This window comes from Klebsiella sp. I138 (assembly GCF_051131765.1).
Lineage (GTDB): Bacteria > Pseudomonadota > Gammaproteobacteria > Enterobacterales > Enterobacteriaceae > Klebsiella.
Map to the genome: position 1 here is coordinate 2,507,205 of NZ_CP180447.1, position 21,468 is coordinate 2,528,672.

The following is a 21,468-nucleotide window of genomic DNA, read 5'->3' on the forward strand; positions in this document are numbered from 1 at the left end:
ACATATCTGTACAATGTCCTCTGATTTAACGAGGTCAGGTGACGCAGTTTGTAGCTGGGACCTCGTTTTTGACAGCATACAAGGCTCGATGCTTGCAGTTTTCATTTCATCATGGCAGTTCTATAATGAGACGCATTACATCGGGTGATTCTCTGTATTACTTCCGCTGATGGAAGTAGATCGTTTAGCAACAGGACAGATTCCGCATGACTGACAACAATACCGCATTAAAGAAGGCTGGCCTGAAAGTCACACTTCCACGATTAAAAATCCTGGAAGTCCTGCAGGAACCGGATAACCATCACGTCAGTGCGGAAGACTTATACAAACGCCTGATCGACATGGGTGAAGAAATTGGTCTCGCTACCGTTTACCGCGTGCTGAACCAGTTTGATGATGCCGGCATTGTTACCCGCCATAACTTCGAAGGCGGTAAATCTGTTTTCGAACTGACCCAGCAGCATCATCACGATCATCTTATTTGCCTCGATTGTGGCAAAGTGATCGAGTTTAGCGATGATTCTATCGAAGCGCGTCAACGCGAAATCGCTAACCGCCACGGCATCCGTCTGACCAACCACAGCCTGTACCTGTACGGTCACTGTGCTGAAGGTGACTGCCGCGAAGATGAACATGCACACGATGCGGTGGTAAAGTAATTCCCCGCAGCGCGAATAGCAAAAAGCCAACCTGACGGTTGGCTTTTTTTATGTCGTTACGGCGTGAAAAATCAGGATTTGGTATTGTTGCTGCGGATCTCTTTCCAGATCTGATCGCAGCGCGCTTTCACCGCCTGGTCATTACCGGTACGGGTGGCCAGAATACACTGCTGGTAATCCAGCACCCGCACGCTTTCCTGATTCGCAAACGTCTGATGCTGTTTATCTTCTTTCAGCACATCCAAAACGCTCTGGCAGGCCTGAACCTTGTCCGGGTTCCCTTCCGCCGTATTAATGCAGGCGCTGTAGGCATCTTTTAATTTTGTATCTTCTTTCGGTGCGGGAGACTGCGTACAGGCTACCAGGCCCGATGCCATAACCGCGATAAGCAGTAGCTTCTTCATAATCGACCTCTCAGGTTTGCGGCAGGTTTACGCCTGCCGCAGCGGCATCAGAAAATAGTGAACGGGGCAATAACCATGAATTTCACGTCACGCTCGTCCTGGAAGATGTTGCCGTAACCACCGCTCCAGCTCGGGATATCGGAGTGGTTGTCGTATTGCGTAAAGTGCAATTTGAACAGCGTTCCTTTTGCCCGGCCATCCTGTACGGTATACATGGCATCCAGGCTATAGGCGGACTCTTCCAGGCGTTTATCCGGATTGTAGTAAGCGTCAGGTGAGGACATTTTGCCCGGCTTAGCATCCCACGCGTAAACGTATGACGCGCCAAACGCCCAGCCCGGCATATTCCAGTTTTTCATGTCATACATCGCGCCGAAGAATACCGCTTTTTCGCCGTTGGCGTTGAAGTCGGAGCGGTTATCCCACCACACATCAAGACGACCGTTAGAAGATGCATAGGTTGGCGTCATGCGCTGCAGGAAGTAGCCCTGCTGGCCTTCAGCTTTCACCCAGGTGCCTTCCAGACGCAGATCGAGGACATCAGCAACCTTGTAACCGAAGGTCAACGCCTGCAGCCAGGCGGTGCCATCATAGATATCGTTCGTGCCGCCATTGCTGACTTTGTCACGCGTACCGTAGAACTGGTAGCTGGTGTTTAACGGCGTACCGGCGATATCAAATTTGTAACTGGCTTTGGCAAAATACTGGTCGATATAGCCTTCAGCCTGACCAAACGCCGCTTCCAGCACGAGGTCATTTTTAAAATCGTATTTGGCGCCCAGGGAGTGCAGATAATCGACTTTGGTTTTCTTGTCGTTCTGGTAGAAATCATCCATCTCAATGTGCCATGGCGCTTTGTATTCGTTCGTCCACATATAGGAGAAACTCAGCGCGCCAGAATCGCCGTAATCAAAGTTGGCCCCGGCTTCAGCACCTTGATAGGTACCCGGCATAAAGCTCCAGTGCGGAGCCAGCAGCGTTTGCCCGGTTGGCTGGATATAACCGGCACGCGCCCATACCGGGCCGTATTTAAATTTCGCCGCAGCCTTATACAGGCTGATCCCGCTCTTATCGCCAGAGTAATCTTCGTCGTAGGCTTTATTTTTTGAGGAGAAGGCAATTTCGTTCGGGTGGCCGCTTTCGCTGCTTTCCGCCATTTCAATCGCGGTAAAGGCAGCAACGTCAATACCAAACATATCAGCGGCATAGCCGGACTGGAAATCCAGGTTGGCGTTCCAGGTTGAATGAGAAAGGTTGGTTTTGTATTTATCGCCGTCGGTTACATCTTTACGGTCACGCTCACGCTGCCAGTAATAGATGCCGCCGGTTAAGGTGGAATCATCAATAAAACCTGCTGCGCTGGCCTGCGGAACAACGATCCAGCTCGACATCGCGGTGACGGCGGCAATAGCCAGCGCCAGCGTACTACGTTTGCCACTAAACGTACGCATGTGCATATCCTCTTTGACGTTTTAAAACGCGGAGCCAAAGGCAAGCCGCGAAAAAATAAATAAGACTGCTAAAAGGTGGAGCGGTAAAATCCGCGTAACCACGATTGATAGACTATTTTTCGTGACGCGAATTATCAATCTCTTTCTCCGATCAAAGCTTAAGATTATGACAAAGCGCACATATTCTATTTCTTTTTGTTACAATCTTAGATGTCATACATTTCACGCGTAACTAATTACTAAATAAAAAGAAAATAACAAATGAAAGCGTTTACAGTCATTTTTGGCACTGGCGGGAGGTATAGCGGACATGGCAGATATGACAAACAGTAAACAAGATTAATTCGCATCGCGAAAATAACGAACATTATTCACGAATGCCAAAATAAAAAAACGCCGCAAATGCGGCGTTTTTTACGCGGAGATGGCGGCAGAACCGCGACGAGAATTCTATTCGCCGACTTTCGCCCAGGTATCGCGCAGTCCGACGGTGCGGTTAAACACCAGGTGATTTTCAGTTGCATAACGGCTATCAAGGCAGAAATAACCTTCACGCTCAAACTGATAGGCCTTGCCAGCCTGCGCGCTGGCCAGGCTCGGCTCAGCGAAGCCCTGCTTAATAACCAACGATTCAGGGTTCATTACTGCCAGGAAATCTTCCTCCGCACCCGGGTTCGGCACGCTGAACAGACGATCGTACAGGCGAATTTCAACCGGCAGCGCGTGGGCCGCGCTGACCCAATGAATGACACCCTTTACTTTACGGCCATCGGCCGGGTCTTTGCTCAACGTATCGGCGTCATAGGTACAGAAGATAGTGGTGATCTTGCCCTCTGCATCCTTCTCTACGCGCTCAGCCTTGATCACATAGGCATTACGCAGGCGAACTTCTTTACCCAGCACCAGACGCTTGTACTGCTTATTTGCCTCTTCGCGGAAATCAGCACGATCAATCCAGATCTCAGCGCTAAACGGGACTTCACGGCTGCCCATCTCCGGCTTATTCGGATGATTCGGCATCGTCACCATTTCGCTCTCACCCTGCGGATAGTTTTCGATAACCAGTTTGACCGGGTCGATAACCGCCATCGCGCGCGGGGCGTTTTCGTTCAGATCTTCACGAATGCAGGATTCCAGCGACGCCATCTCAATAGTATTGTCCTGCTTGGTCACGCCAATGCGTTTGCAGAACTCACGGATGGAACCGGCGGTATAGCCGCGGCGACGCAGGCCGGAAATAGTCGGCATCCGCGGATCATCCCAACCTTCAACATGCTTCTCGGTGACCAGCTGGTTCAGCTTACGCTTGGACATCACGGTATATTCGAGATTCAGACGCGAGAATTCGTACTGACGCGGATGAACCGGGATGCTGATGTTGTCCAGAACCCAATCATACAGGCGACGGTTGTCCTGGAACTCCAGCGTACACAGGGAGTGCGTGATGCCTTCCAGCGCATCGCTGATGCAGTGTGTGAAGTCGTACATCGGGTAGATGCACCACTTGCTGCCGGTCTGATGGTGATCGGCGAATTTAATACGGTACAGCACCGGGTCGCGCATCACGATAAACGGCGAGGCCATATCGATTTTCGCACGCAGGCAGGCTTTACCCTCTTCAAAACCACCGGCACGCATTTTTTCAAACAGCGCCAGGTTCTCTTCTACGCTGCGATCGCGGTACGGGCTGTTTTTACCCGGCGCTTTCAGCGAACCGCGATACTCGCGAATCTCATCCGCCGACAGTTCGTCAACGTATGCCAGGCCTTTGTTAATCAGCTCAACGGCATACTGGTGCAGCTGGTCGAAATAATCTGACGAGTAGCAAACATCCCCGGACCAGTGGAAACCTAACCACTGCACGTCGTTTTTAATCGACTCAACGTATTCGATATCTTCTTTCACCGGGTTGGTGTCATCGAAGCGCAGGTTGCATTGGCCTTGATAATCCTGAGCAATACCGAAGTTCAGGCAAATAGACTTCGCATGGCCAATGTGCAGATAACCGTTCGGTTCCGGTGGGAAACGGGTATGAACGGTGGTGTGCTTACCAGTAGCCAGATCTTCATCAATGATCTGACGAATAAAGTTAGTCGGGCGGGCTTCTGCCTCACTCATCGTGGGTTCCTCAAAGCGTAAACAACGTATAACGGCACATGATCTTACAAGCGGGGCGTAGAGACAACTATTAGTTACTGAAAATACGTATCTGAAGAAGATTATGGGGGCAGATGCGACAAAAAAAAGCGGCGGAGGTTTCCCTCCGCCGCTGAGGCATAAACTCTACTCAGGAGCCTTACTTGCCTTTAATCTCGTACAGCGGCGTCTGACCCGCGACAACCTTACCCGTTGCCTGAATCACCAGCGCACTGTAATCATCGCTGTTGCTGCACACGACCGGGCTGATCATTGAACGGGCATTGGCATTCAGGAAGTCCAGATCCATTTCCAGAATCGGCTGACCTGCCTTAACTTCCGCCCCTTCTTCAACCAGGCGTTTGAAGCCCTGGCCGTTCAGCGCCACGGTATCGATGCCCATATGGACGACGATTTCCGCACCATTTTCCGTTTCCAGACAGAACGCGTGGTTGGTATTGAAGATCTTCACGACGGTACCCGCAGCCGGAGCCACAACGGTCTTGTCGGTCGGTTTCACCGCCACGCCATCGCCGACGGCTTTACTGGCGAAGGCTTCATCAGGCACCTGCTCCAGCGCAACGATGTCACCGGTAATCGGCGATACCAGCGCCGCGATGGTTTTGGCATTAGCGACGGCCTGCGGTTTTGCAGTCGGAGCGGCTGCGGCTGGTGCAACCGTTGATTCTGCCGCCGCCACCGGTCCAGTCGTTTTCATTGCGTTAGCAATTTTTTCCGCCACGAAGCCGACAATAATCTGCACGCTGGTTTTATTCAGACGAATCACGCCAGAAGCACCCAGTTTTTTCGCCAGCGCTTCGTTCACTAACGCGGAGTCTTTGACGTTCAGGCGCAGACGAGTGATACAAGCGTCGATGCCAGTCAGGTTGTCAGAACCGCCGACTGCGGCGATGTACTGACGCGCCAGGCCTGCAACATCCTGCTCTTTACCGCCACTCACATTCACATCCTCACCATCCGCTTCGCTGCCGGCAACGGCCAGTTCACGACCCGGGGTCATCAGGTTGAATTTAGTGATGGTGAAGCGGAACACCACATAGTAAATCACGAAGAACACCAGACCCTGCGGGATCAGCATCCACCAGTGAACTGCCAGCGGGTTGCGAGACGACAGCACCATATCCACCAAACCGGCGCTGAAGCCGAAACCGGCAATCCAGTGCATGCTGGCAGCGATGAAGACAGAAATACCAGTCAGTACGGCGTGGATAACGTACAGCACCGGCGCAACGAACATGAAGGAGAATTCCAGCGGTTCGGTGATACCCGTGAAGAAGGCTGCAAACGCCCCTGCCATCATGATACCCAGAACCTTCGCTTTGTTCTCAGGACGAGCACAGTGGTAGATGGCCAGCGCTGCACCAGGCAGACCGAACATCATAATCGGGAAGAAACCAGCCTGATAACGACCGGTAATACCGACGACCGCTTTACCCGCTTCGATGGACTGCGCACCGCCGAGGAAGTTAGGGATATCGTTAATACCAGCAACATCAAACCAGAATACGGAGTTCAGCGCATGGTGCAGACCAACCGGAATCAGCAGACGGTTGAAGAAGGCATAGATACCTGCACCCGCAGAGCCCAGTTTCTGGATGTGCTCACCGAAGTTCACCAGGCCGTCGAAGATAACCGGCCAGACGTACATCAGGACGAACGCCACGGCAATCATCACGAAGGAAGTCAGAATCGGCACCAGACGGCGACCACTGAAGAATGACAGCGCCTTCGGCAGCTCAACGCCGCTGAAGCGGTTGTACAGTTCCGCAGAGATGATACCCACCAGGATACCGACGAACTGGTTGCTGATTTTGCCGAACGCAGCAGGAACCTGGTCGACCGGAATCTTCTGGATCATGGCAACAGCTGCCGGAGAACAGAGCGTGGTCAACACGAGGAAGCCCACGAAACCTGTTAGCGCGGCTGCGCCATCTTTATCTTTGGACATACCATAAGCCACACCGATGGCGAACAGTACGGACATGTTGTCGATGATGGCGGAACCCGATTTAATGAAGAGCGCCGCAAGCGCGTTGTCTCCACCCCAGCTAACCGGGTCAATCCAGTAACCGACACCCATTAGTATCGCTGCCGCAGGCAGCGTGGCGACCGGCACCATCAGCGCGCGGCCAACCTTCTGTAAATAGCCTAGAATGCTCACTTTATTCCCCCTATTAGACCCCGTAAGGCTCATGTAAAGCCATTTTTTTATTGTGTAACCAGGTCAGATTTTTAACTTACTGGTAAAGTGTGTTGAAAATTAATTCGTATCGCAAATTAAATACGTATTTTTTGTGACTATAATCACCAAATATCGTATTAACCCCTCCCTGTGACTGGCTAACATCGAAAACTTATTTTATCATTCAAAAAATCAACACGGATTGACCCCGCCCGGCGTAGTGACTGTAATACTCTTAATAGTATGCTGGCGCCAATCCGCCAGGTTCTAATTTAACTATAGAGGTGAAGAATGAGACTGATCCCCCTGGTAACTGCTGAACAAGTCGGCAAATGGGCTGCTCGCCACATCGTTAACCGCATCAACGCGTTCAAACCGACGGCAGACCGTCCGTTTGTCCTGGGTCTGCCTACCGGTGGTACGCCTCTGACCGCTTATAAAGCGCTGGTTGAAATGCACAAATCAGGCCAGGTTAGCTTTAAACATGTTGTGACCTTCAACATGGACGAGTACGTTGGCCTGCCGAAAGAGCATCCGGAAAGCTATCATAGCTTCATGCACCGCAACTTCTTTGATCACGTTGATATTCCGGCGGAAAACATTAACCTGCTGAACGGCAATGCGCCAGATATCGACGCAGAATGCCGTCGCTATGAAGAAAAAATCCGCTCCTACGGTAAAATCAACCTGTTCATGGGCGGCGTCGGCAACGACGGGCATATCGCTTTCAACGAACCGGCCTCTTCTCTGGCTTCTCGTACCCGTATTAAAACGCTGACCCATGACACCCGCGTGGCAAACTCCCGCTTCTTTGACGGCGACGTTGATCTGGTACCGAAATACGCACTGACCGTGGGCGTAGGCACCTTGCTGGATGCGGAAGAAGTAATGATCCTGGTGCTGGGGCATCAGAAGGCGCTGGCGCTGCAGGCGGCGGTTGAAGGCAACGTGAACCATATGTGGACCATTACCTGTCTGCAACTGCACCCGAAAGCGGTCGTCGTCTGCGACGAGCCGTCCACTATGGAGCTGAAAGTGAAGACGTTGAAATACTTCAATGAATTAGAAGCCGAAAACGTCAAAGGGCTGTAAGGTAGTCTCGTCCTGCGGCCAGTCCGCGGGACATTTCATTTTTTTGCGACACACGCTCCGCCAGGCGATATCAGCGTAACCTTGAAGAAGCCAGCCTGCAGCAGAGCGCGTGTGAACCGGGGGTCGTAATGTATGCATTAACCCAAGGCCGGATTTATACCGGTCATGAAATTCTGGATGACCATGCGATTGTTATCGCTGATGGCCTTATCGAACGTATCTGTTCACTGACTGATTTGCCGCCTGAGATTGAGCAGCGCTCGGTCAATGGCGCCATTCTTGCCCCCGGTTTTATCGACGTACAGCTGAACGGCTGTGGCGGCGTGCAGTTTAACGACAGCCCTGATGCGGTCACCGTCGACACGCTGGAAATTATGCAGAAGGCCAACGAACGTTCCGGCTGCACCAGCTATCTGCCGACGCTTATCACCTCCAGCGATGAGTTGATGAAACAGGGCGTGCGCGTCATGCGCGAATACCTGCAAAAGCATCCAAACCAGGCGCTGGGTCTGCATCTGGAAGGCCCGTGGCTGAACGTGGTGAAGAAAGGGACGCACAACCCGGACTACGTGCGTAAGCCGGACGCTGCGCTGGTCGATTTTCTGTGTGAAAACGCCGATGTGATCACCAAAGTCACCCTCGCCCCTGAGCGTGTTGGTACTGAAGTGATTCGTAAACTGGTCGATGCCGGGATCGTCGTTTCCGCAGGCCACTCCAATGCCACGCTTAAAGAAGCGAAAATCGGCTTCCGCGCAGGCATTACCTTTGCCACCCATCTGTACAACGCTATGCCCTATATTACCGGGCGTGAGCCGGGACTGGCCGGAGCAATTTTCGACGAGCCGGACGTTTACTGCGGTATTATCGTCGACGGTATGCACGTTGATTATGCTAACGTGCGAAATGCAAAACGCCTTAAAGGCGACAAGCTGTGCCTCGTCACCGACGCAACCGCACCGGCAGGCGCGCAGATTGACCAGTTCATTTTTGCTGGTAAAACAATATACTACCGCAACGGGCTGTGCGTGGATGAAAACGGTACCCTCAGCGGTTCGTCACTGACCATGATTGAAGGTGTCCGTAATCTCGTCGAGCATTGCGGTATCGCACTGGACGAAGTGTTGCGTATGGCAACCCTCTACCCTGCGCGCGCAATCGGCGTAGAAAAGCAGCTCGGCAGCATCGCACCGGGAATGGTCGCTAACCTGACCGCCTTTACCCGCGATTATAAAATCATCAAGACCATCGTTAATGGTAACGAGGTCGTCACTGAGTAAGTAAAGTATGACAGCAGGCGGACATGCTCAAATTGGTAACGTTGATCTCGTAAAACAGCTGAACAGCGCGGCCGTGTATCGGCTCATTGACCAGCACGGCCCTATCTCGCGCATTCAGATCGCGGAACAAAGCCAGCTTGCCCCTGCCAGCGTGACCAAAATCACGCGTCAACTGATTGAACGCGGGCTGATTAAAGAAGTCGATCAGCAGGCCTCCACCGGGGGCCGCCGCGCCATCTCAATTATTGCGGAAACCCGCAACTTCCACGCTATCGGCGTACGCCTTGGCCGCTACGATGCCACCCTGACGCTGTATGATTTAAGCAGCAAGACGCTGGAAGAAGAGCATTTCCCGCTGCCTGAGCGAACTCAGGAAACGCTGGAACATGCGCTGCTGAACATTATTGCGACCTTTATTGAACGCTGTCAGCGCAAGATTCGCGAGCTTATCGCTATTTCAGTGATCTTACCCGGACTCGTGGACCCGGAAAGCGGTGTGATTCGCTACATGCCGCATATTCAGGTCGAGAACTGGGGTCTGGTTGAGGCACTGGAAAAACGCTTTAAAGTTACCTGTTTTGTCGGTCACGATATTCGCAGCCTTGCGCTGGCAGAGCACTATTTCGGTGCAAGCCAGGACTGTGAAGACTCGATTCTGGTGCGAGTCCATCGCGGTACCGGCGCCGGGATTATCTCCAACGGGCGAATTTTTATCGGCCGTAACGGCAACGTCGGTGAGATCGGTCATATCCAGGTCGACCCGTTGGGCGAACGCTGTCACTGCGGGAACTTTGGCTGTCTGGAGACCGTCGCGGCGAACGCGGCCATCGAACATCGTGTACGTCACCTGCTTGAACAAGGCTACCAGAGCAAGCTGACAACGGATGAGTGCACTATCAAAGCCATCTGCAAAGCCGCCAATAAAGGCGACGCCCTGGCCTGCGAGGTCATCGAACATGTAGGACGCCACCTGGGCAAAACCATTGCTATCGCCATTAACCTGTTTAACCCACAAAAAGTGGTGATCGCCGGTGAAATTGTTGAAGCAGAGAAAGTACTGTTACCCGCGATTGAAGGCTGCATTAACGCCCAGGCGCTGAAGGCGTTTCGCAAGAACCTGCCGGTGGTACGTTCCACGTTGGATCACCGCTCCGCAATCGGCGCTTTTGCGTTGGTGAAACGCGCCATGCTCAACGGTATTCTGCTCCAGCGTTTGCTGGAAAGCTAACGCGGCTATATAGTTTCGCCTTTCTTCAAAAAGATGTCGGACAGTCCATGACCATTCAAAACGTAATCTGTGATATTGACGGCGTGCTGATGCACGACAATGTGGCCGTGCCTGGCGCTGCTGAATTTATCAAACGCATTCTTGAAAAAGATATGCCGTTAGTGATGTTGACCAACTACCCTTCCCAGACCGGGCAGGATCTGGCAAACCGCTTTGCGACCGCCGGGATCGACGTCCCGGATAGCGCTTTCTATACCTCCGCCATGGCCACCGCTGACTTCCTGCGCCGCCAGGAGGGCAAGAAGGCCTACGTAGTCGGTGAGGGTGCGCTGATTCACGAACTTTATAAAGCCGGCTTTACCATTACCGACGTCAATCCGGACTTTGTTATCGTCGGTGAAACCCGCTCCTTCAACTGGGAGATGATGCATAAAGCGGCCTTCTTTGTTGCCAACGGCGCGCGCTTCATTGCCACCAATCCTGATACTCACGGCCGTGGCTTCTATCCAGCCTGCGGCGCACTGTGCGCCGGTATTGAGAAAATTTCCGGCCGCAAGCCGTTCTACGTTGGAAAACCGAGCCCGTGGATTATCCGTTCTGCGCTGAATAAGATGCAGGCGCACTCCGAACAGACGGTTATCGTCGGCGATAACCTGCGGACCGACATTCTGGCCGGTTTTCAGGCCGGTCTGGAAACCATTTTGGTCCTCTCCGGAGTCTCAACGCTCGACGATATCGACAGCCTGCCATTCCGGCCATCATGGATTTATCCCTCGGTCGCCGAAATTGATATTTTCTGAAAAAAACCACGTCTCAGGACGTGGTTTTTCATTTATGACGTCTAACAAAAGAGCTCCATCTAATAAAAACGCCGTATTACTGAACATTCATCAATGAAGCAGCTCAAAACATGTTCTTTTTTTAATATTCCATAATCGTCATTGCGTTTTTTCTTTTACTGCCCCTAAATCCCTTGCGCCCCTCTCTCCTTTACGGCATTTTCTTAGACATGCACTGAGACTTCGCAATAAGACGATGTCTGCACAACATCACAACACGACAGGGTAATGGAGAAGGTTATGTGTTCAATTTTCGGCGTACTGGATATTAAAACTGACGCGGTCGAGCTGCGTAAAAAGGCACTGGAACTTTCCCGACTGATGCGCCACCGTGGTCCGGACTGGTCCGGTATCTACGCCAGCGATAAAGCGATTTTGGTCCACGAGCGTCTGTCTATCGTCGACGTTAACGCCGGCGCCCAGCCGCTGTACAACGCGCAAAAAACTCACGCCCTGGCGGTAAACGGTGAAATTTACAACCACCAGGCGCTGCGCGCGGAATACGGCGACCGCTACACCTTCCAGACCGGCTCCGACTGTGAAGTCATCCTCGCGCTGTACCAGGAAAAAGGCGCAGCTTTCCTCGACGATCTGCAGGGGATGTTCGCTTTCGCTCTGTACGACAGCGAGCAGGATGCCTATCTTATCGGTCGCGATCACATCGGTATCATTCCGCTGTATATGGGCCACGACGAGCACGGTAACTTCTACGTTGCTTCTGAAATGAAAGCACTGGTTCCGGTCTGCCGCACGATTAAAGAGTTCCCGGCCGGGAGCTATCTGTGGAGCAAAGACGGAGAAATCCGTGAATACTATCAGCGTGACTGGTTTGACTATGATGCGGTGAAAGACAACGTCACGGATAAAAACGCGCTGCGTCAGGCGCTGGAAGAATCCGTCAAAAGCCACCTGATGTCTGACGTGCCTTACGGCGTGCTGCTGTCCGGTGGACTCGACTCGTCGGTTATCTCCGCTATCACCAAAAAATTCGCCGCTCGCCGGGTTGAAGATCAAGAGCGTAGCGAAGCCTGGTGGCCACAGCTGCACTCCTTCGCCGTCGGCCTGCAGGGTTCGCCGGATCTGAAAGCGGCGCAGGAAGTCGCCAACCATCTGGGCACCGTTCACCACGAGATCCACTTCACCGTCCAGGAAGGCCTTGATGCCATCCGTGACGTTATCTATCACATCGAAACCTACGACGTAACCACCATCCGCGCTTCCACGCCGATGTATCTGATGTCGCGTAAAATTAAAGCGATGGGCATCAAAATGGTGCTGTCTGGCGAAGGTTCTGATGAAGTGTTCGGCGGCTATCTTTATTTCCATAAAGCGCCAAACGCCAAAGAGCTGCACGAGGAAACCGTACGTAAGCTGCAGGCGCTGCATATGTTTGACTGCGCCCGGGCAAACAAAGCCATGTCCGCCTGGGGTGTTGAAGCACGCGTCCCGTTCCTGGATAAGCAGTTCCTTGACGTTGCGATGCGCATTAACCCGCAGGACAAAATGTGTGGTAACGGCAAAATGGAAAAACATATTCTGCGTGAATGTTTTGAATCCTATCTGCCGGCCAGCGTCGCATGGCGCCAGAAAGAGCAGTTCTCCGACGGTGTAGGCTACAGCTGGATCGATACACTGAAAGAGGTCGCGGCTAAACAAGTCTCCGATCAGCAGCTGGAAACCGCCAGCTTCCGTTTCCCGTACAACACGCCATCCTCTAAAGAAGCGTACCTGTACCGAGAAGTCTTTGAAGAGCTGTTCCCGGTGCCTAGCGCAGCCGAATGCGTACCAGGTGGCCCGTCAGTGGCCTGCTCATCGGCTAAAGCGATTGAATGGGATGAATCATTCAAAACCATGAACGATCCGTCAGGACGCGCCGTTGGCGTTCACCAGTCGGCCTATTAATCCGCATTTATAAGACCAGCGGACCCTACGGGGTCCGTTTTTTTATCACTTTATTGCGTGCTGAAAAACGATAAATAACTAATAACTGCCGATTATTCCATCACGCTGTTCGCAACCTAACCAAACAGTCACATTCCAACGATTTTCCGTGAAAAAGGGGTTGACGCTCGCAGGCCCAATACGCATAATGCGCCCCGCAACGCCGATAAGGTAACGCGAAAAAAAGATGGCTACGTAGCTCAGCTGGTTAGAGCACATCACTCATAATGATGGGGTCACAGGTTCGAATCCCGTCGTAGCCACCATCTTTTTTTGCGGGAGTGGCGAAATTGGTAGACGCACCAGATTTAGGTTCTGGCGCCGCAAGGTGTGCGAGTTCAAGTCTCGCCTCCCGCACCATTCACCCAAAGCGTTGCTCGGATGGGGTATATCCAGGCTGTAAGTTAGCCGTAAAGGCTACCGGTAATAAGTTTGAAGATATCCTCCTCCGAAAGTAAAAGATTTTTTGTTGGGGTATCGCCAAGCGGTAAGGCACCGGTTTTTGATACCGGCATTCCCTGGTTCGAATCCAGGTACCCCAGCCATATTTCTTCGATGATTGCGGTTCACCGCGACGGTTATTGGGGTATCGCCAAGCGGTAAGGCACCGGTTTTTGATACCGGCATTCCCTGGTTCGAATCCAGGTACCCCAGCCATCGAAGAATATGATAAGATTTGGCTACGTAGCTCAGCTGGTTAGAGCACATCACTCATAATGATGGGGTCACAGGTTCGAATCCCGTCGTAGCCACCATACAAAGGAATTATTGATTCAGTTCGATAAATCCAAACAAATTGTTGGGGTATCGCCAAGCGGTAAGGCTCTGGTTTCTGATACCAGCATTCCGAGGTTCGAATCCTCGTACCCCAGCCAATTTAAAAAGTCGTTCACTCTGTGAGCGCACCCTGTTGGGGTATCGCCAAGCGGTAAGGCTCTGGTTTCTGATACCAGCATTCCGAGGTTCGAATCCTCGTACCCCAGCCACTTAATAGCAAAAAAGCTCGCCTCGGCGAGCTTTTTTGTTTTCTGCGCTCGGCTGATGCCTCGGTCCGCGTTTCTACACCACAACACCGCAGCGCATATCCCGGCTAAGCGCAGCGCCCGCCGGGAATCTCGATTACAATCCTAACGCATACTTCAGCGCCTGACGTTTTAACACGCCTGCATGCGCGGCGGCCATTAAGCCAATATTGCGCAGCACACGTACCGGAGCCAGATCGTTCGTGAAGCCGGCATAAAACAGATCCATTCCCGACTGCATAATAAAATTATCCGCTCTGCGTCGCGCCTGATAGCGTTTCAGCACCGGCAGACTGGCCCACGCTTCGCCCTGGCCTTTCGCCTCGCTTAAAATATCCAGCAACGCGTCAACGTCGCGATAGCCCAGATTAACCCCCTGCCCCGCCAGCGGATGAATGGTATGCGCGGCATCTCCCACCAGCGCCAGGCCAGGCTGCACATATTGCAGCGCGTGACGGCGGGTCAGCGGAAACGCGCCGGCGCTCAGCGGTGTGACGCGCCCAAGTCGGGACGGGAAGTGGCGGACAATTTCCTGCTGTAACTGCGGCATACTCATGCTTTGCAACTGACGAATCCGCGCGGGCGTGTCGTACCACACCAGCGACGCCCAGTTATCGAACAGCGGCAGAAACGCACGCGGCCCCGATGGCGTAAACTGCTGCCAGGTGCTGTCACCGGGGTCACCCTCGCACCGCACGCTGATTAACATGCAGGATTGCTGATACTGCCATGCCTGGACCCCGATCCCAGCCAGCTGACGAACCTGGGAGTTCGCCCCATCGGCACCGATAACCAAGGTTGCCGCACACTCACCGCCGTCTGTCAGGCGCAATGTGGTGTTCACCGACTCCCGCAGCATCTCCTGCACAGAACAGCCTGTCTGCAACGTGATGCGCTCATGCGCCATCAGTGCCTGCCACAGAGCGAGCTGCAGAACATTATTCTCGACCATGTAGCCCAGTTCCGGCAGCTTTAGCTCCGCGGCCTCAAAGGTCACATGCGCATTTTCCCATTCCCAGGTCTCCAGCCGGCGATAGGGATGCACGCGCATCGCCCGTACCGCATCCCAGACGTCCAGGCTTTTCAGTAGCGCAACGGAAGCCGCGCTAATCGCCGAGATACGCACATCCGGCGGCGCTGACGCATCAAATGCAGGCGGTGCCGATTGTTCAATGACCGTTACCGTAAAACCGTGCTGCGCCAGCCCCAGCGCCAGGGCTCCGCCAACCATTCCGCCGCCCACAATGGCGACATCTGTTGCATGAATTGTCATGGCTATTATCCTTAAACCTGAATCCGTTAAGTTTACCGGATTTTCCCTACCTCGTGGTGATAACGCTCGTACTGGTCAGGGCGCGACCAAAGCATTACAATACGCGTCCTGCAATCCTGGCTATACTCGTCGTCTTTCAAATTGCAGACGCGTTGGCTGCGGCCTCTCGGGCTTGCCGCCTTTCTGCAATTCGAAATTCATAGAGTATACGTACCCGTCATTTTGAATTTCTATAATTAAGCATGAGCAAGTCGATGACAAAAAAACTCCATATTAAAACCTGGGGCTGTCAGATGAACGAATACGATTCATCAAAGATGGCCGATCTGCTGGATGCCACGCACGGGTATCAACTCACCGAGATCGCTGAAGAAGCGGACGTTCTGCTGCTCAACACCTGCTCAATCCGTGAGAAGGCGCAGGAGAAAGTTTTCCATCAGTTGGGTCGCTGGAAATTATTGAAAGAAAAAAATCCCGATCTGATTATCGGTGTTGGCGGCTGCGTTGCCTCACAGGAAGGTAAACTCATTCGTCAACGCGCCCACTATGTGGACATTATTTTCGGGCCACAGACGCTTCATCGTCTGCCGGAAATGATCAACTCGGTCCGCGGCAATCGCAGCCCGGTCGTGGACGTCAGCTTCCCGGAAATCGAAAAATTCGACCGTCTGCCGGAACCGCGCGCCGAAGGCCCAACGGCATTTGTTTCGATTATGGAAGGCTGTAATAAGTACTGTACTTACTGCGTGGTGCCCTACACCCGCGGTGAAGAAGTCAGCCGCCCCAGCGACGATATTCTGTTTGAAATTGCTCAACTGGCGGCCCAGGGAGTACGGGAAGTCAACCTGCTGGGCCAGAACGTCAATGCCTGGCGCGGAGAGAACTACGACGGAACCACCGGCAGTTTTGCCGACCTGCTGCGTCTGGTAGCGGCTATCGACGGGATCGACCGCATTCGCTTTACCACCAGCCATCCGATCGAGTTTACCGATGACATCATTGACGTCTATCGTGATACGCCGGAGCTGGTAAGCTTCCTGCACTTGCCGGTACAGAGCGGTTCCGACCGGGTCCTGAACCTGATGGGGCGCACCCATACGGCGCTGGAGTACAAAGCGATCGTCCGCAAACTGTATGAAGCCCGCCCGAATATTCAGATTAGCTCCGACTTTATCGTCGGCTTCCCAGGCGAAACCAACGAAGATTTCGAGAAGACCATGAAGCTGATTGCCGATGTGAATCTCGACATGAGCTACAGCTTTATCTTCTCTGCACGACCGGGGACTCCGGCGGCAGATATGGTCGACGACGTGCCGGAGAAAGACAAGAAGCAGCGTCTGTATATCCTGCAGGAGCGTATCAACCAGCAGGCAATGGCCTGGAGTCGCCGCATGCTCGGCACCACTCAGCGTATTCTGGTCGAAGGCACCTCCCGTAAGAATATTATGGAACTCTCCGGGCGTACCGAGAATAACCGCGTGGTCAACTTCGAAGGCTCACCGGATATGATCGGTAAGTTTGTTGATGTTGAAATCGTTGACGTTTATACCAACTCGCTGCGCGGCAAAATTGTGCGTACCGAAGAGGAGATGGGGCTGCGTATCACGGAATCGCCGGAATCCGTTATTGCTCGTACCCGTAAAGAAAACGACCTCGGCGTCGGAACCTACCAGCCGTGATCCGTTCAGGCCTGCCGACTCCGGCAGGCCTTGCATTTCCTCTCCCCGACCCAATATATATCGCAATGCTTGCGCCATATTCTCATGACGTGAATAATTTCCTTACAGGCCGGAGACGTTCGCCGTCCGGCAAGACGCGTAAAGAGGAACAGTTTGAACATAGAAACCCGTGAAATTACCCTTGAGCCAGCGGATAACGCACGCCTGCTGGGGCTGTGCGGCCCGTTTGACGACAATATCAAACAGCTGGAACGCCGTTTAGGCATCGAAATTAATCGTCGCGACAATCACTTTAAACTGACCGGGCGTACGATATGCGTGAACGCGGCGGCCGATATCCTGCTTAGCCTGTATGTCGATACTGCGCCCATGCGCGGACAGATTAAGGATATTGAGCCAGAGCAGATTCATCTGGCGATTAAAGAAGCGCGGGTGCTGGAACAAAGCGCCGATAGCGTGCCGGACTACGGCAAGGCCATCAATATCAAGACCAAACGTGGCGTCATTAAGCCACGTACGCCGAATCAGGCGCAGTACATCGCTAACATCCTCGATCATGATATTACCTTCGGCGTCGGCCCTGCCGGGACCGGGAAAACCTATCTTGCGGTTGCCGCTGCGGTAGACGCGCTCGAGCGACAGGACGTGCGTCGTATCCTGCTGACTCGCCCTGCCGTTGAAGCCGGGGAAAAACTGGGCTTCCTGCCCGGCGACCTGAGCCAAAAAGTCGATCCGTACCTGCGCCCGCTGTACGATGCGCTGTTCGAAATGCTCGGCTTCGAGAAGGTTGAAAAGCTGATTGAGCGTAACGTTATCGAAGTCGCGCCGCTGGCCTATATGCGCGGGCGTACGCTGAACGATGCGTTTATTATTCTCGATGAAAGCCAGAACACCACCATCGAGCAGATGAAGATGTTCCTGACCCGTATCGGTTTTAACTCAAAAGCGGTGATCACCGGCGATGTCACCCAGATAGACCTGCCGCGCAGTACCAAATCCGGCCTGCGCCACGCCATCGAAGTGCTGGCAGAAGTCGATGAAATCAGCTTCAATTTCTTCCATAGCGAAGATGTCGTTCGCCACCCGGTGGTTGCCCGCATCGTGAATGCTTATGAAGCGTGGGAAGAAGCAGATCAAAAACGTAAAGCAGAACTGGCCGCCGAGCGCAAACGCGAAGCCCAGGAACAGGAGCAGAAATGAGTCAGGTTATTCTCGATTTACAGCTGGCTTGCGAAGATAACGGCGGTTTGCCGGATGAAGCCCAGTTTCAACGCTGGGTAGACGCCGTCATACCTCAGTTTCAGGAAGAGTCAGAAGTGACCGTGCGCCTGGTAGACGAAGCCGAAAGCCATGAGCTGAATCTGACCTATCGCGGCAAGGATAAACCGACAAACGTGCTGTCGTTCCCGTTTGAAGCACCGCCGGGTATCGAACTGCCGCTGCTTGGCGATCTGATCATCTGCCGTCAGGTCGTTGAACAGGAAGCAAAAGAGCAAGACAAACCGCTGGAGGCACACTGGGCACATATGGTGATTCACGGCAGTCTGCACCTGCTGGGCTATGACCATATCATTGATGAAGAAGCGGAAGAGATGGAAGGCCTCGAAACAGAGATAATGCTTGCTCTGGGCTATGAGGATCCGTACATTGCCGAGAAGGAATAGCCTGCCGCCGGTTTAACCGGCGAGCGGCCCCGTGCCGTCCGGCGCTGAGTATACGCGCGACGAGCGACAAATTAACTGACATGAGAACCCACACGACGCCATGAGCGACGACAATTCACACAGTAGTGACACAGTAAACAGCAAAAAGGGATTCTTCTCCCTGTTACTCAGCCAGCTTTTTCACGGAGAACCGAAAAACCGTGATGAACTGCTGGAGCTGATCCGTGATTCCGGGCAAAACGACCTTATCGACGAGGATACGCGCGATATGCTCGAAGGGGTAATGGACATCGCCGACCAGCGCGTCCGCGATATCATGATCCCCCGCTCGCAGATGATTACCCTGAAACGCAACCAGACGCTGGACGAATGCCTCGATGTGATTATCGAATCCGCCCACTCGCGTTTCCCGGTCATCAGCGAAGACAAAGATCACATTGAAGGGATTCTGATGGCCAAAGATTTGCTGCCGTTTATGCGCAGCGATTCCGAAGCATTCAGCATGGAAAAAGTGTTACGCCCGGCGGTTGTCGTGCCTGAAAGCAAGCGGGTTGACCGCATGCTGAAAGAGTTCCGCTCCCAGCGTTACCATATGGCTATCGTCATTGATGAGTTCGGCGGCGTCTCTGGTCTGGTGACCATTGAAGACATTCTCGAACTTATCGTTGGCGAGATCGAAGACGAATACGATGAAGAGGAAGATATCGATTTTCGTCAGTTGAGCCGCCATACCTGGACGGTGCGCGCCCTGGCCTCTATTGAGGACTTCAATGAAGCCTATGGCACCCACTTCAGCGATGAAGAGGTGGACACCATTGGTGGGCTGGTGATGCAGGCCTTTGGCCATCTCCCGGCGCGCGGAGAGTCTATTGAAATCGATGGTTACCAATTCAAAGTCGCCATGGCCGATAGCCGACGTATCATCCAGGTTCATGTCAAACTTCCTGATGACGCGCCGCAGCCGAAGCTGGAAGATTAATTACACGGGACGATTAACCTAAATGGTATTTGCCTCTCTTATCGAACGCCAGCGCGTACGTCTGCTGCTGGCGCTATTATTCGGAGCCAGCGGAACGCTGGCTTTTTCTCCTTATGACATCTGGCCCGCGGCGATTATTTCGCTAATCGGCCTGCAGGGACTGACCCTTAACCGTCGTCCGTTGCAGAGTACCTGGATTGGTTTCTTCTGGGGCATGGGGCTGTTTGGCTCGGGGATAAACTGGGTTTATGTCAGCATCGCGCAGTTTGGCGGTATGCCTGGCCCGGTAAACGTGTTCCTCGTAGTGCTGCTGGCGGCGTATATGTCGCTGTACACCGGGCTCTTCGCCGGCCTGCTCTCCCGTCTGTGGCCAAAAACCAGCTGGCTGCGCGTTGCTGTCGCCGCGCCGGTAGTCTGGCAAATTACCGAGTTTCTACGCGGCTGGGTGCTGACCGGCTTCCCATGGCTGCAGTTCGGCTACAGCCAGATAGACGGCCCGCTAAAAGGTTTAGCGCCCGTGATGGGCGTTGAAGCCATTAACTTCCTGTTGATGATAGTCAGCGGCCTGCTGGTTCTGGCGCTCGTTCAGCGCAGCTGGAAACCACTGATCGCCGCCGTCGTGCTGTTCGCACTGCCCTTCCCGCTGCGCTACATTCAGTGGTATCAGCTGCAGCCGGAGCGCGCGACCGAAGTGTCGCTGGTGCAGGGCGATATTCCCCAGGCGCTGAAGTGGGATGAAAAGCAGCTGTTCAACACGCTGAAGATCTATATGGATTTAACCCAGCCGCATATGGGGTCGTCACAGCTGATTATCTGGCCTGAATCGGCGATTCCGGATCTGGAAATCAATCAGCAGAATTTCCTTACCATGATGGACGACCTGCTGCGTGCGAAAAACAGTTCGCTGGTGACCGGCATCGTCGATGCGCGACTGAACAAGCAGAACCGTTACGATACCTACAACACCATCATTACGCTGGGCAAAGATAATCCCTACAGCTACGACTCCAAAGATCGCTACAACAAGAACCATCTGGTGCCGTTCGGCGAGTTCGTTCCGCTGGAGTCTATTCTTCGTCCGCTGGCTCCGTTCTTCGATCTGCCGATGTCGTCTTTCAGCCGCGGTCCGTACGTGCAGCCGCAGTTGGTGGCGCATAATATGAAACTGACGGCGGCCATCTGCTACGAGATTATTCTCGGCGAACAGGTACGGGATAACTTCCGCCCGGATACCGACTACCTGCTGACCATCTCTAACGATGCCTGGTTTGGGAAATCTATCGGTCCGTGGCAGCACTTCCAGATGGCGCGCATGCGTGCCCTTGAGCTGGCTCGTCCGCTGCTGCGCAGCACCAATAACGGTATTACCGCCGTCATTGGCCCGCGGGGTGACATTCAGGACATGATCCCGCAGTTTACCCGCGCGGTGCTGACCACCAAAGTCACTCCGACTACCGGCCTGACCCCGTACGCCCGCACCGGTAACTGGCCGCTGTGGGTACTGACCGCGCTGTTAGGTTTTGGCGCACTGGTCATGAGTCTGCGCCAGCGCCGCCGATAGCCGTTCTTTCCTGCGGATCCGACTAAAGGTCCGCACAGCCCCGGCCAACGCCCGTTGCCG

The 21,468-nt window shown here is 53.5% G+C and carries 16 protein-coding genes and 7 tRNA genes; 18 read left to right on the top strand and 5 right to left on the bottom strand.

The annotated features are described in order from the left end of the window. Positions 1 to 206: 206 nt before the first annotated feature. Positions 207 to 659, top strand: a complete 453-nt coding sequence (fur, locus tag ACMYSK_RS11700) for a ferric iron uptake transcriptional regulator (protein ID WP_434643220.1) — start codon at positions 207 to 209, stop codon at positions 657 to 659. A gap of 71 nt (positions 660 to 730) precedes the next feature. Here the strand turns inward: fur and chiQ are convergent, their stop codons facing one another. The 4 genes from chiQ to nagE all read right to left on the bottom strand — a co-directional run bounded on the left by chiQ (position 731) and on the right by nagE (position 6,832). Continuing rightward, positions 731 to 1,063, bottom strand: a complete 333-nt coding sequence (chiQ, locus tag ACMYSK_RS11705) for a ChiQ/YbfN family lipoprotein (RefSeq protein WP_434643222.1) — start codon at positions 1,061 to 1,063, stop codon at positions 731 to 733. 47 nt (positions 1,064 to 1,110) lie between these two features. Continuing rightward, a complete protein-coding gene (gene chiP / locus ACMYSK_RS11710) occupies positions 1,111 to 2,514 on the bottom strand; it encodes a chitoporin ChiP (RefSeq protein WP_434643225.1) in 1,404 nt (467 codons plus the stop codon). 450 nt (positions 2,515 to 2,964) lie between these two features. After that, positions 2,965 to 4,632, bottom strand: coding sequence for a glutamine--tRNA ligase (gene glnS, locus ACMYSK_RS11715; RefSeq protein ID WP_434643228.1), 1,668 nt, complete (start codon positions 4,630 to 4,632; stop codon positions 2,965 to 2,967). Positions 4,633 to 4,810: 178 nt separating this feature from the next. Next, entirely contained in the window at positions 4,811 to 6,832 is a 2,022-nt protein-coding gene (gene nagE, locus ACMYSK_RS11720) for an N-acetylglucosamine-specific PTS transporter subunit IIBC (protein WP_434643231.1), read from the bottom strand. A 312-nt stretch (positions 6,833 to 7,144) separates the two neighbouring features. On the opposite strand from nagE, the gene nagB reads away from it, so the two are divergent. The 12 genes from nagB (at position 7,145) to ACMYSK_RS11780 (ending at position 14,216) form a co-directional block, all read left to right on the top strand. Further along, complete coding sequence (gene nagB / locus ACMYSK_RS11725) at positions 7,145 to 7,945, top strand: glucosamine-6-phosphate deaminase (RefSeq protein ID WP_123755961.1); 801 nt, start codon at positions 7,145 to 7,147, stop codon at positions 7,943 to 7,945. A gap of 128 nt (positions 7,946 to 8,073) precedes the next feature. After that, the gene (gene nagA / locus ACMYSK_RS11730; RefSeq protein WP_434643234.1) at positions 8,074 to 9,222 is read left to right on the top strand and encodes an N-acetylglucosamine-6-phosphate deacetylase; all 1,149 of its coding nucleotides are present in this window, start codon (positions 8,074 to 8,076) and stop codon (positions 9,220 to 9,222) included. Between the two features lie 7 nt (positions 9,223 to 9,229). Beyond that, a complete protein-coding gene (gene nagC, locus ACMYSK_RS11735; RefSeq protein WP_434643237.1) occupies positions 9,230 to 10,450 on the top strand; it encodes a DNA-binding transcriptional regulator NagC in 1,221 nt (406 codons plus the stop codon). Between the two features lie 47 nt (positions 10,451 to 10,497). After that, positions 10,498 to 11,250, top strand: coding sequence for an HAD-IIA family hydrolase (locus ACMYSK_RS11740; protein WP_015584887.1), 753 nt, complete (start codon positions 10,498 to 10,500; stop codon positions 11,248 to 11,250). Between the two features lie 279 nt (positions 11,251 to 11,529). Further along, complete coding sequence (gene asnB, locus ACMYSK_RS11745; RefSeq protein ID WP_434643241.1) at positions 11,530 to 13,191, top strand: asparagine synthase B; 1,662 nt, start codon at positions 11,530 to 11,532, stop codon at positions 13,189 to 13,191. Positions 13,192 to 13,419: 228 nt separating this feature from the next. Then, positions 13,420 to 13,496 (top strand) — tRNA-Met (locus ACMYSK_RS11750). A 9-nt stretch (positions 13,497 to 13,505) separates the two neighbouring features. After that, a tRNA-Leu gene (locus tag ACMYSK_RS11755) sits at positions 13,506 to 13,590 on the top strand. Positions 13,591 to 13,700: 110 nt separating this feature from the next. Next, a tRNA-Gln gene (locus tag ACMYSK_RS11760) sits at positions 13,701 to 13,775 on the top strand. Between the two features lie 37 nt (positions 13,776 to 13,812). Then, positions 13,813 to 13,887: transfer RNA gene (locus ACMYSK_RS11765), tRNA-Gln, on the top strand. A gap of 21 nt (positions 13,888 to 13,908) precedes the next feature. Next, positions 13,909 to 13,985: transfer RNA gene (locus ACMYSK_RS11770), tRNA-Met, on the top strand. A gap of 45 nt (positions 13,986 to 14,030) precedes the next feature. After that, a tRNA-Gln gene (locus tag ACMYSK_RS11775) sits at positions 14,031 to 14,105 on the top strand. A gap of 36 nt (positions 14,106 to 14,141) precedes the next feature. Beyond that, positions 14,142 to 14,216 (top strand) — tRNA-Gln (locus tag ACMYSK_RS11780). A 133-nt stretch (positions 14,217 to 14,349) separates the two neighbouring features. Here the strand turns inward: ACMYSK_RS11780 and ubiF are convergent. Next, entirely contained in the window at positions 14,350 to 15,525 is a 1,176-nt protein-coding gene (gene ubiF / locus ACMYSK_RS11785; RefSeq protein ID WP_434643243.1) for a 3-demethoxyubiquinol 3-hydroxylase, read from the bottom strand. A 254-nt stretch (positions 15,526 to 15,779) separates the two neighbouring features. Between ubiF and miaB the strand changes: the two genes are divergently transcribed. The 5 genes from miaB (at position 15,780) to lnt (ending at position 21,408) form a co-directional block, all read left to right on the top strand. Further along, positions 15,780 to 17,204: a tRNA (N6-isopentenyl adenosine(37)-C2)-methylthiotransferase MiaB gene (gene miaB, locus ACMYSK_RS11790; RefSeq protein ID WP_434643245.1), complete on the top strand. Its 1,425-nt coding sequence runs from the start codon at positions 15,780 to 15,782 to the stop codon at positions 17,202 to 17,204. A 153-nt stretch (positions 17,205 to 17,357) separates the two neighbouring features. Continuing rightward, the gene (locus ACMYSK_RS11795) at positions 17,358 to 18,404 is read left to right on the top strand and encodes a PhoH family protein (protein ID WP_434643247.1); all 1,047 of its coding nucleotides are present in this window, start codon (positions 17,358 to 17,360) and stop codon (positions 18,402 to 18,404) included. Beyond that, the gene (gene ybeY / locus ACMYSK_RS11800) at positions 18,401 to 18,868 is read left to right on the top strand and encodes an rRNA maturation RNase YbeY (RefSeq protein WP_434643250.1); all 468 of its coding nucleotides are present in this window, start codon (positions 18,401 to 18,403) and stop codon (positions 18,866 to 18,868) included. The genes ACMYSK_RS11795 and ybeY overlap by 4 nt, the downstream gene beginning before the upstream one ends. A 100-nt stretch (positions 18,869 to 18,968) precedes the next feature. Continuing rightward, positions 18,969 to 19,847 carry a CNNM family magnesium/cobalt transport protein CorC gene (gene corC, locus ACMYSK_RS11805; protein WP_434643253.1) on the top strand — a complete coding sequence of 293 codons (879 nt, stop codon included), beginning with the start codon at positions 18,969 to 18,971 and terminating at the stop codon, positions 19,845 to 19,847. Positions 19,848 to 19,869: 22 nt separating this feature from the next. Continuing rightward, positions 19,870 to 21,408 (top strand): apolipoprotein N-acyltransferase, encoded by a 1,539-nt coding sequence (lnt, locus tag ACMYSK_RS11810; RefSeq protein ID WP_434643256.1) that lies wholly within the window; start codon positions 19,870 to 19,872, stop codon positions 21,406 to 21,408. The last annotated feature ends 60 nt before the right edge of the window (positions 21,409 to 21,468 follow it).

Excerpts from the sequence above, each read along its gene's own strand:
- fur (WP_434643220.1), top strand. The coding sequence starts at position 207 with ATGACTGACAACAATACCGCATTAAAGAAGGCTGGCCTGAAAGTCACA.
- chiQ (WP_434643222.1), bottom strand. The coding sequence starts at position 1,063 with ATGAAGAAGCTACTGCTTATCGCGGTTATGGCATCGGGCCTGGTAGCC.
- chiP (WP_434643225.1), bottom strand. The coding sequence starts at position 2,514 with ATGCGTACGTTTAGTGGCAAACGTAGTACGCTGGCGCTGGCTATTGCC.
- glnS (WP_434643228.1), bottom strand. The coding sequence starts at position 4,632 with ATGAGTGAGGCAGAAGCCCGCCCGACTAACTTTATTCGTCAGATCATT.
- nagB (WP_123755961.1), top strand. The coding sequence starts at position 7,145 with ATGAGACTGATCCCCCTGGTAACTGCTGAACAAGTCGGCAAATGGGCT.
- nagA (WP_434643234.1), top strand. The coding sequence starts at position 8,074 with ATGTATGCATTAACCCAAGGCCGGATTTATACCGGTCATGAAATTCTG.
- nagC (WP_434643237.1), top strand. The coding sequence starts at position 9,230 with ATGACAGCAGGCGGACATGCTCAAATTGGTAACGTTGATCTCGTAAAA.
- ACMYSK_RS11740 (WP_015584887.1), top strand. The coding sequence starts at position 10,498 with ATGACCATTCAAAACGTAATCTGTGATATTGACGGCGTGCTGATGCAC.
- asnB (WP_434643241.1), top strand. The coding sequence starts at position 11,530 with ATGTGTTCAATTTTCGGCGTACTGGATATTAAAACTGACGCGGTCGAG.
- ubiF (WP_434643243.1), bottom strand. The coding sequence starts at position 15,525 with ATGACAATTCATGCAACAGATGTCGCCATTGTGGGCGGCGGAATGGTT.
- miaB (WP_434643245.1), top strand. The coding sequence starts at position 15,780 with ATGACAAAAAAACTCCATATTAAAACCTGGGGCTGTCAGATGAACGAA.
- ybeY (WP_434643250.1), top strand. The coding sequence starts at position 18,401 with ATGAGTCAGGTTATTCTCGATTTACAGCTGGCTTGCGAAGATAACGGC.
- corC (WP_434643253.1), top strand. The coding sequence starts at position 18,969 with ATGAGCGACGACAATTCACACAGTAGTGACACAGTAAACAGCAAAAAG.
- lnt (WP_434643256.1), top strand. The coding sequence starts at position 19,870 with ATGGTATTTGCCTCTCTTATCGAACGCCAGCGCGTACGTCTGCTGCTG.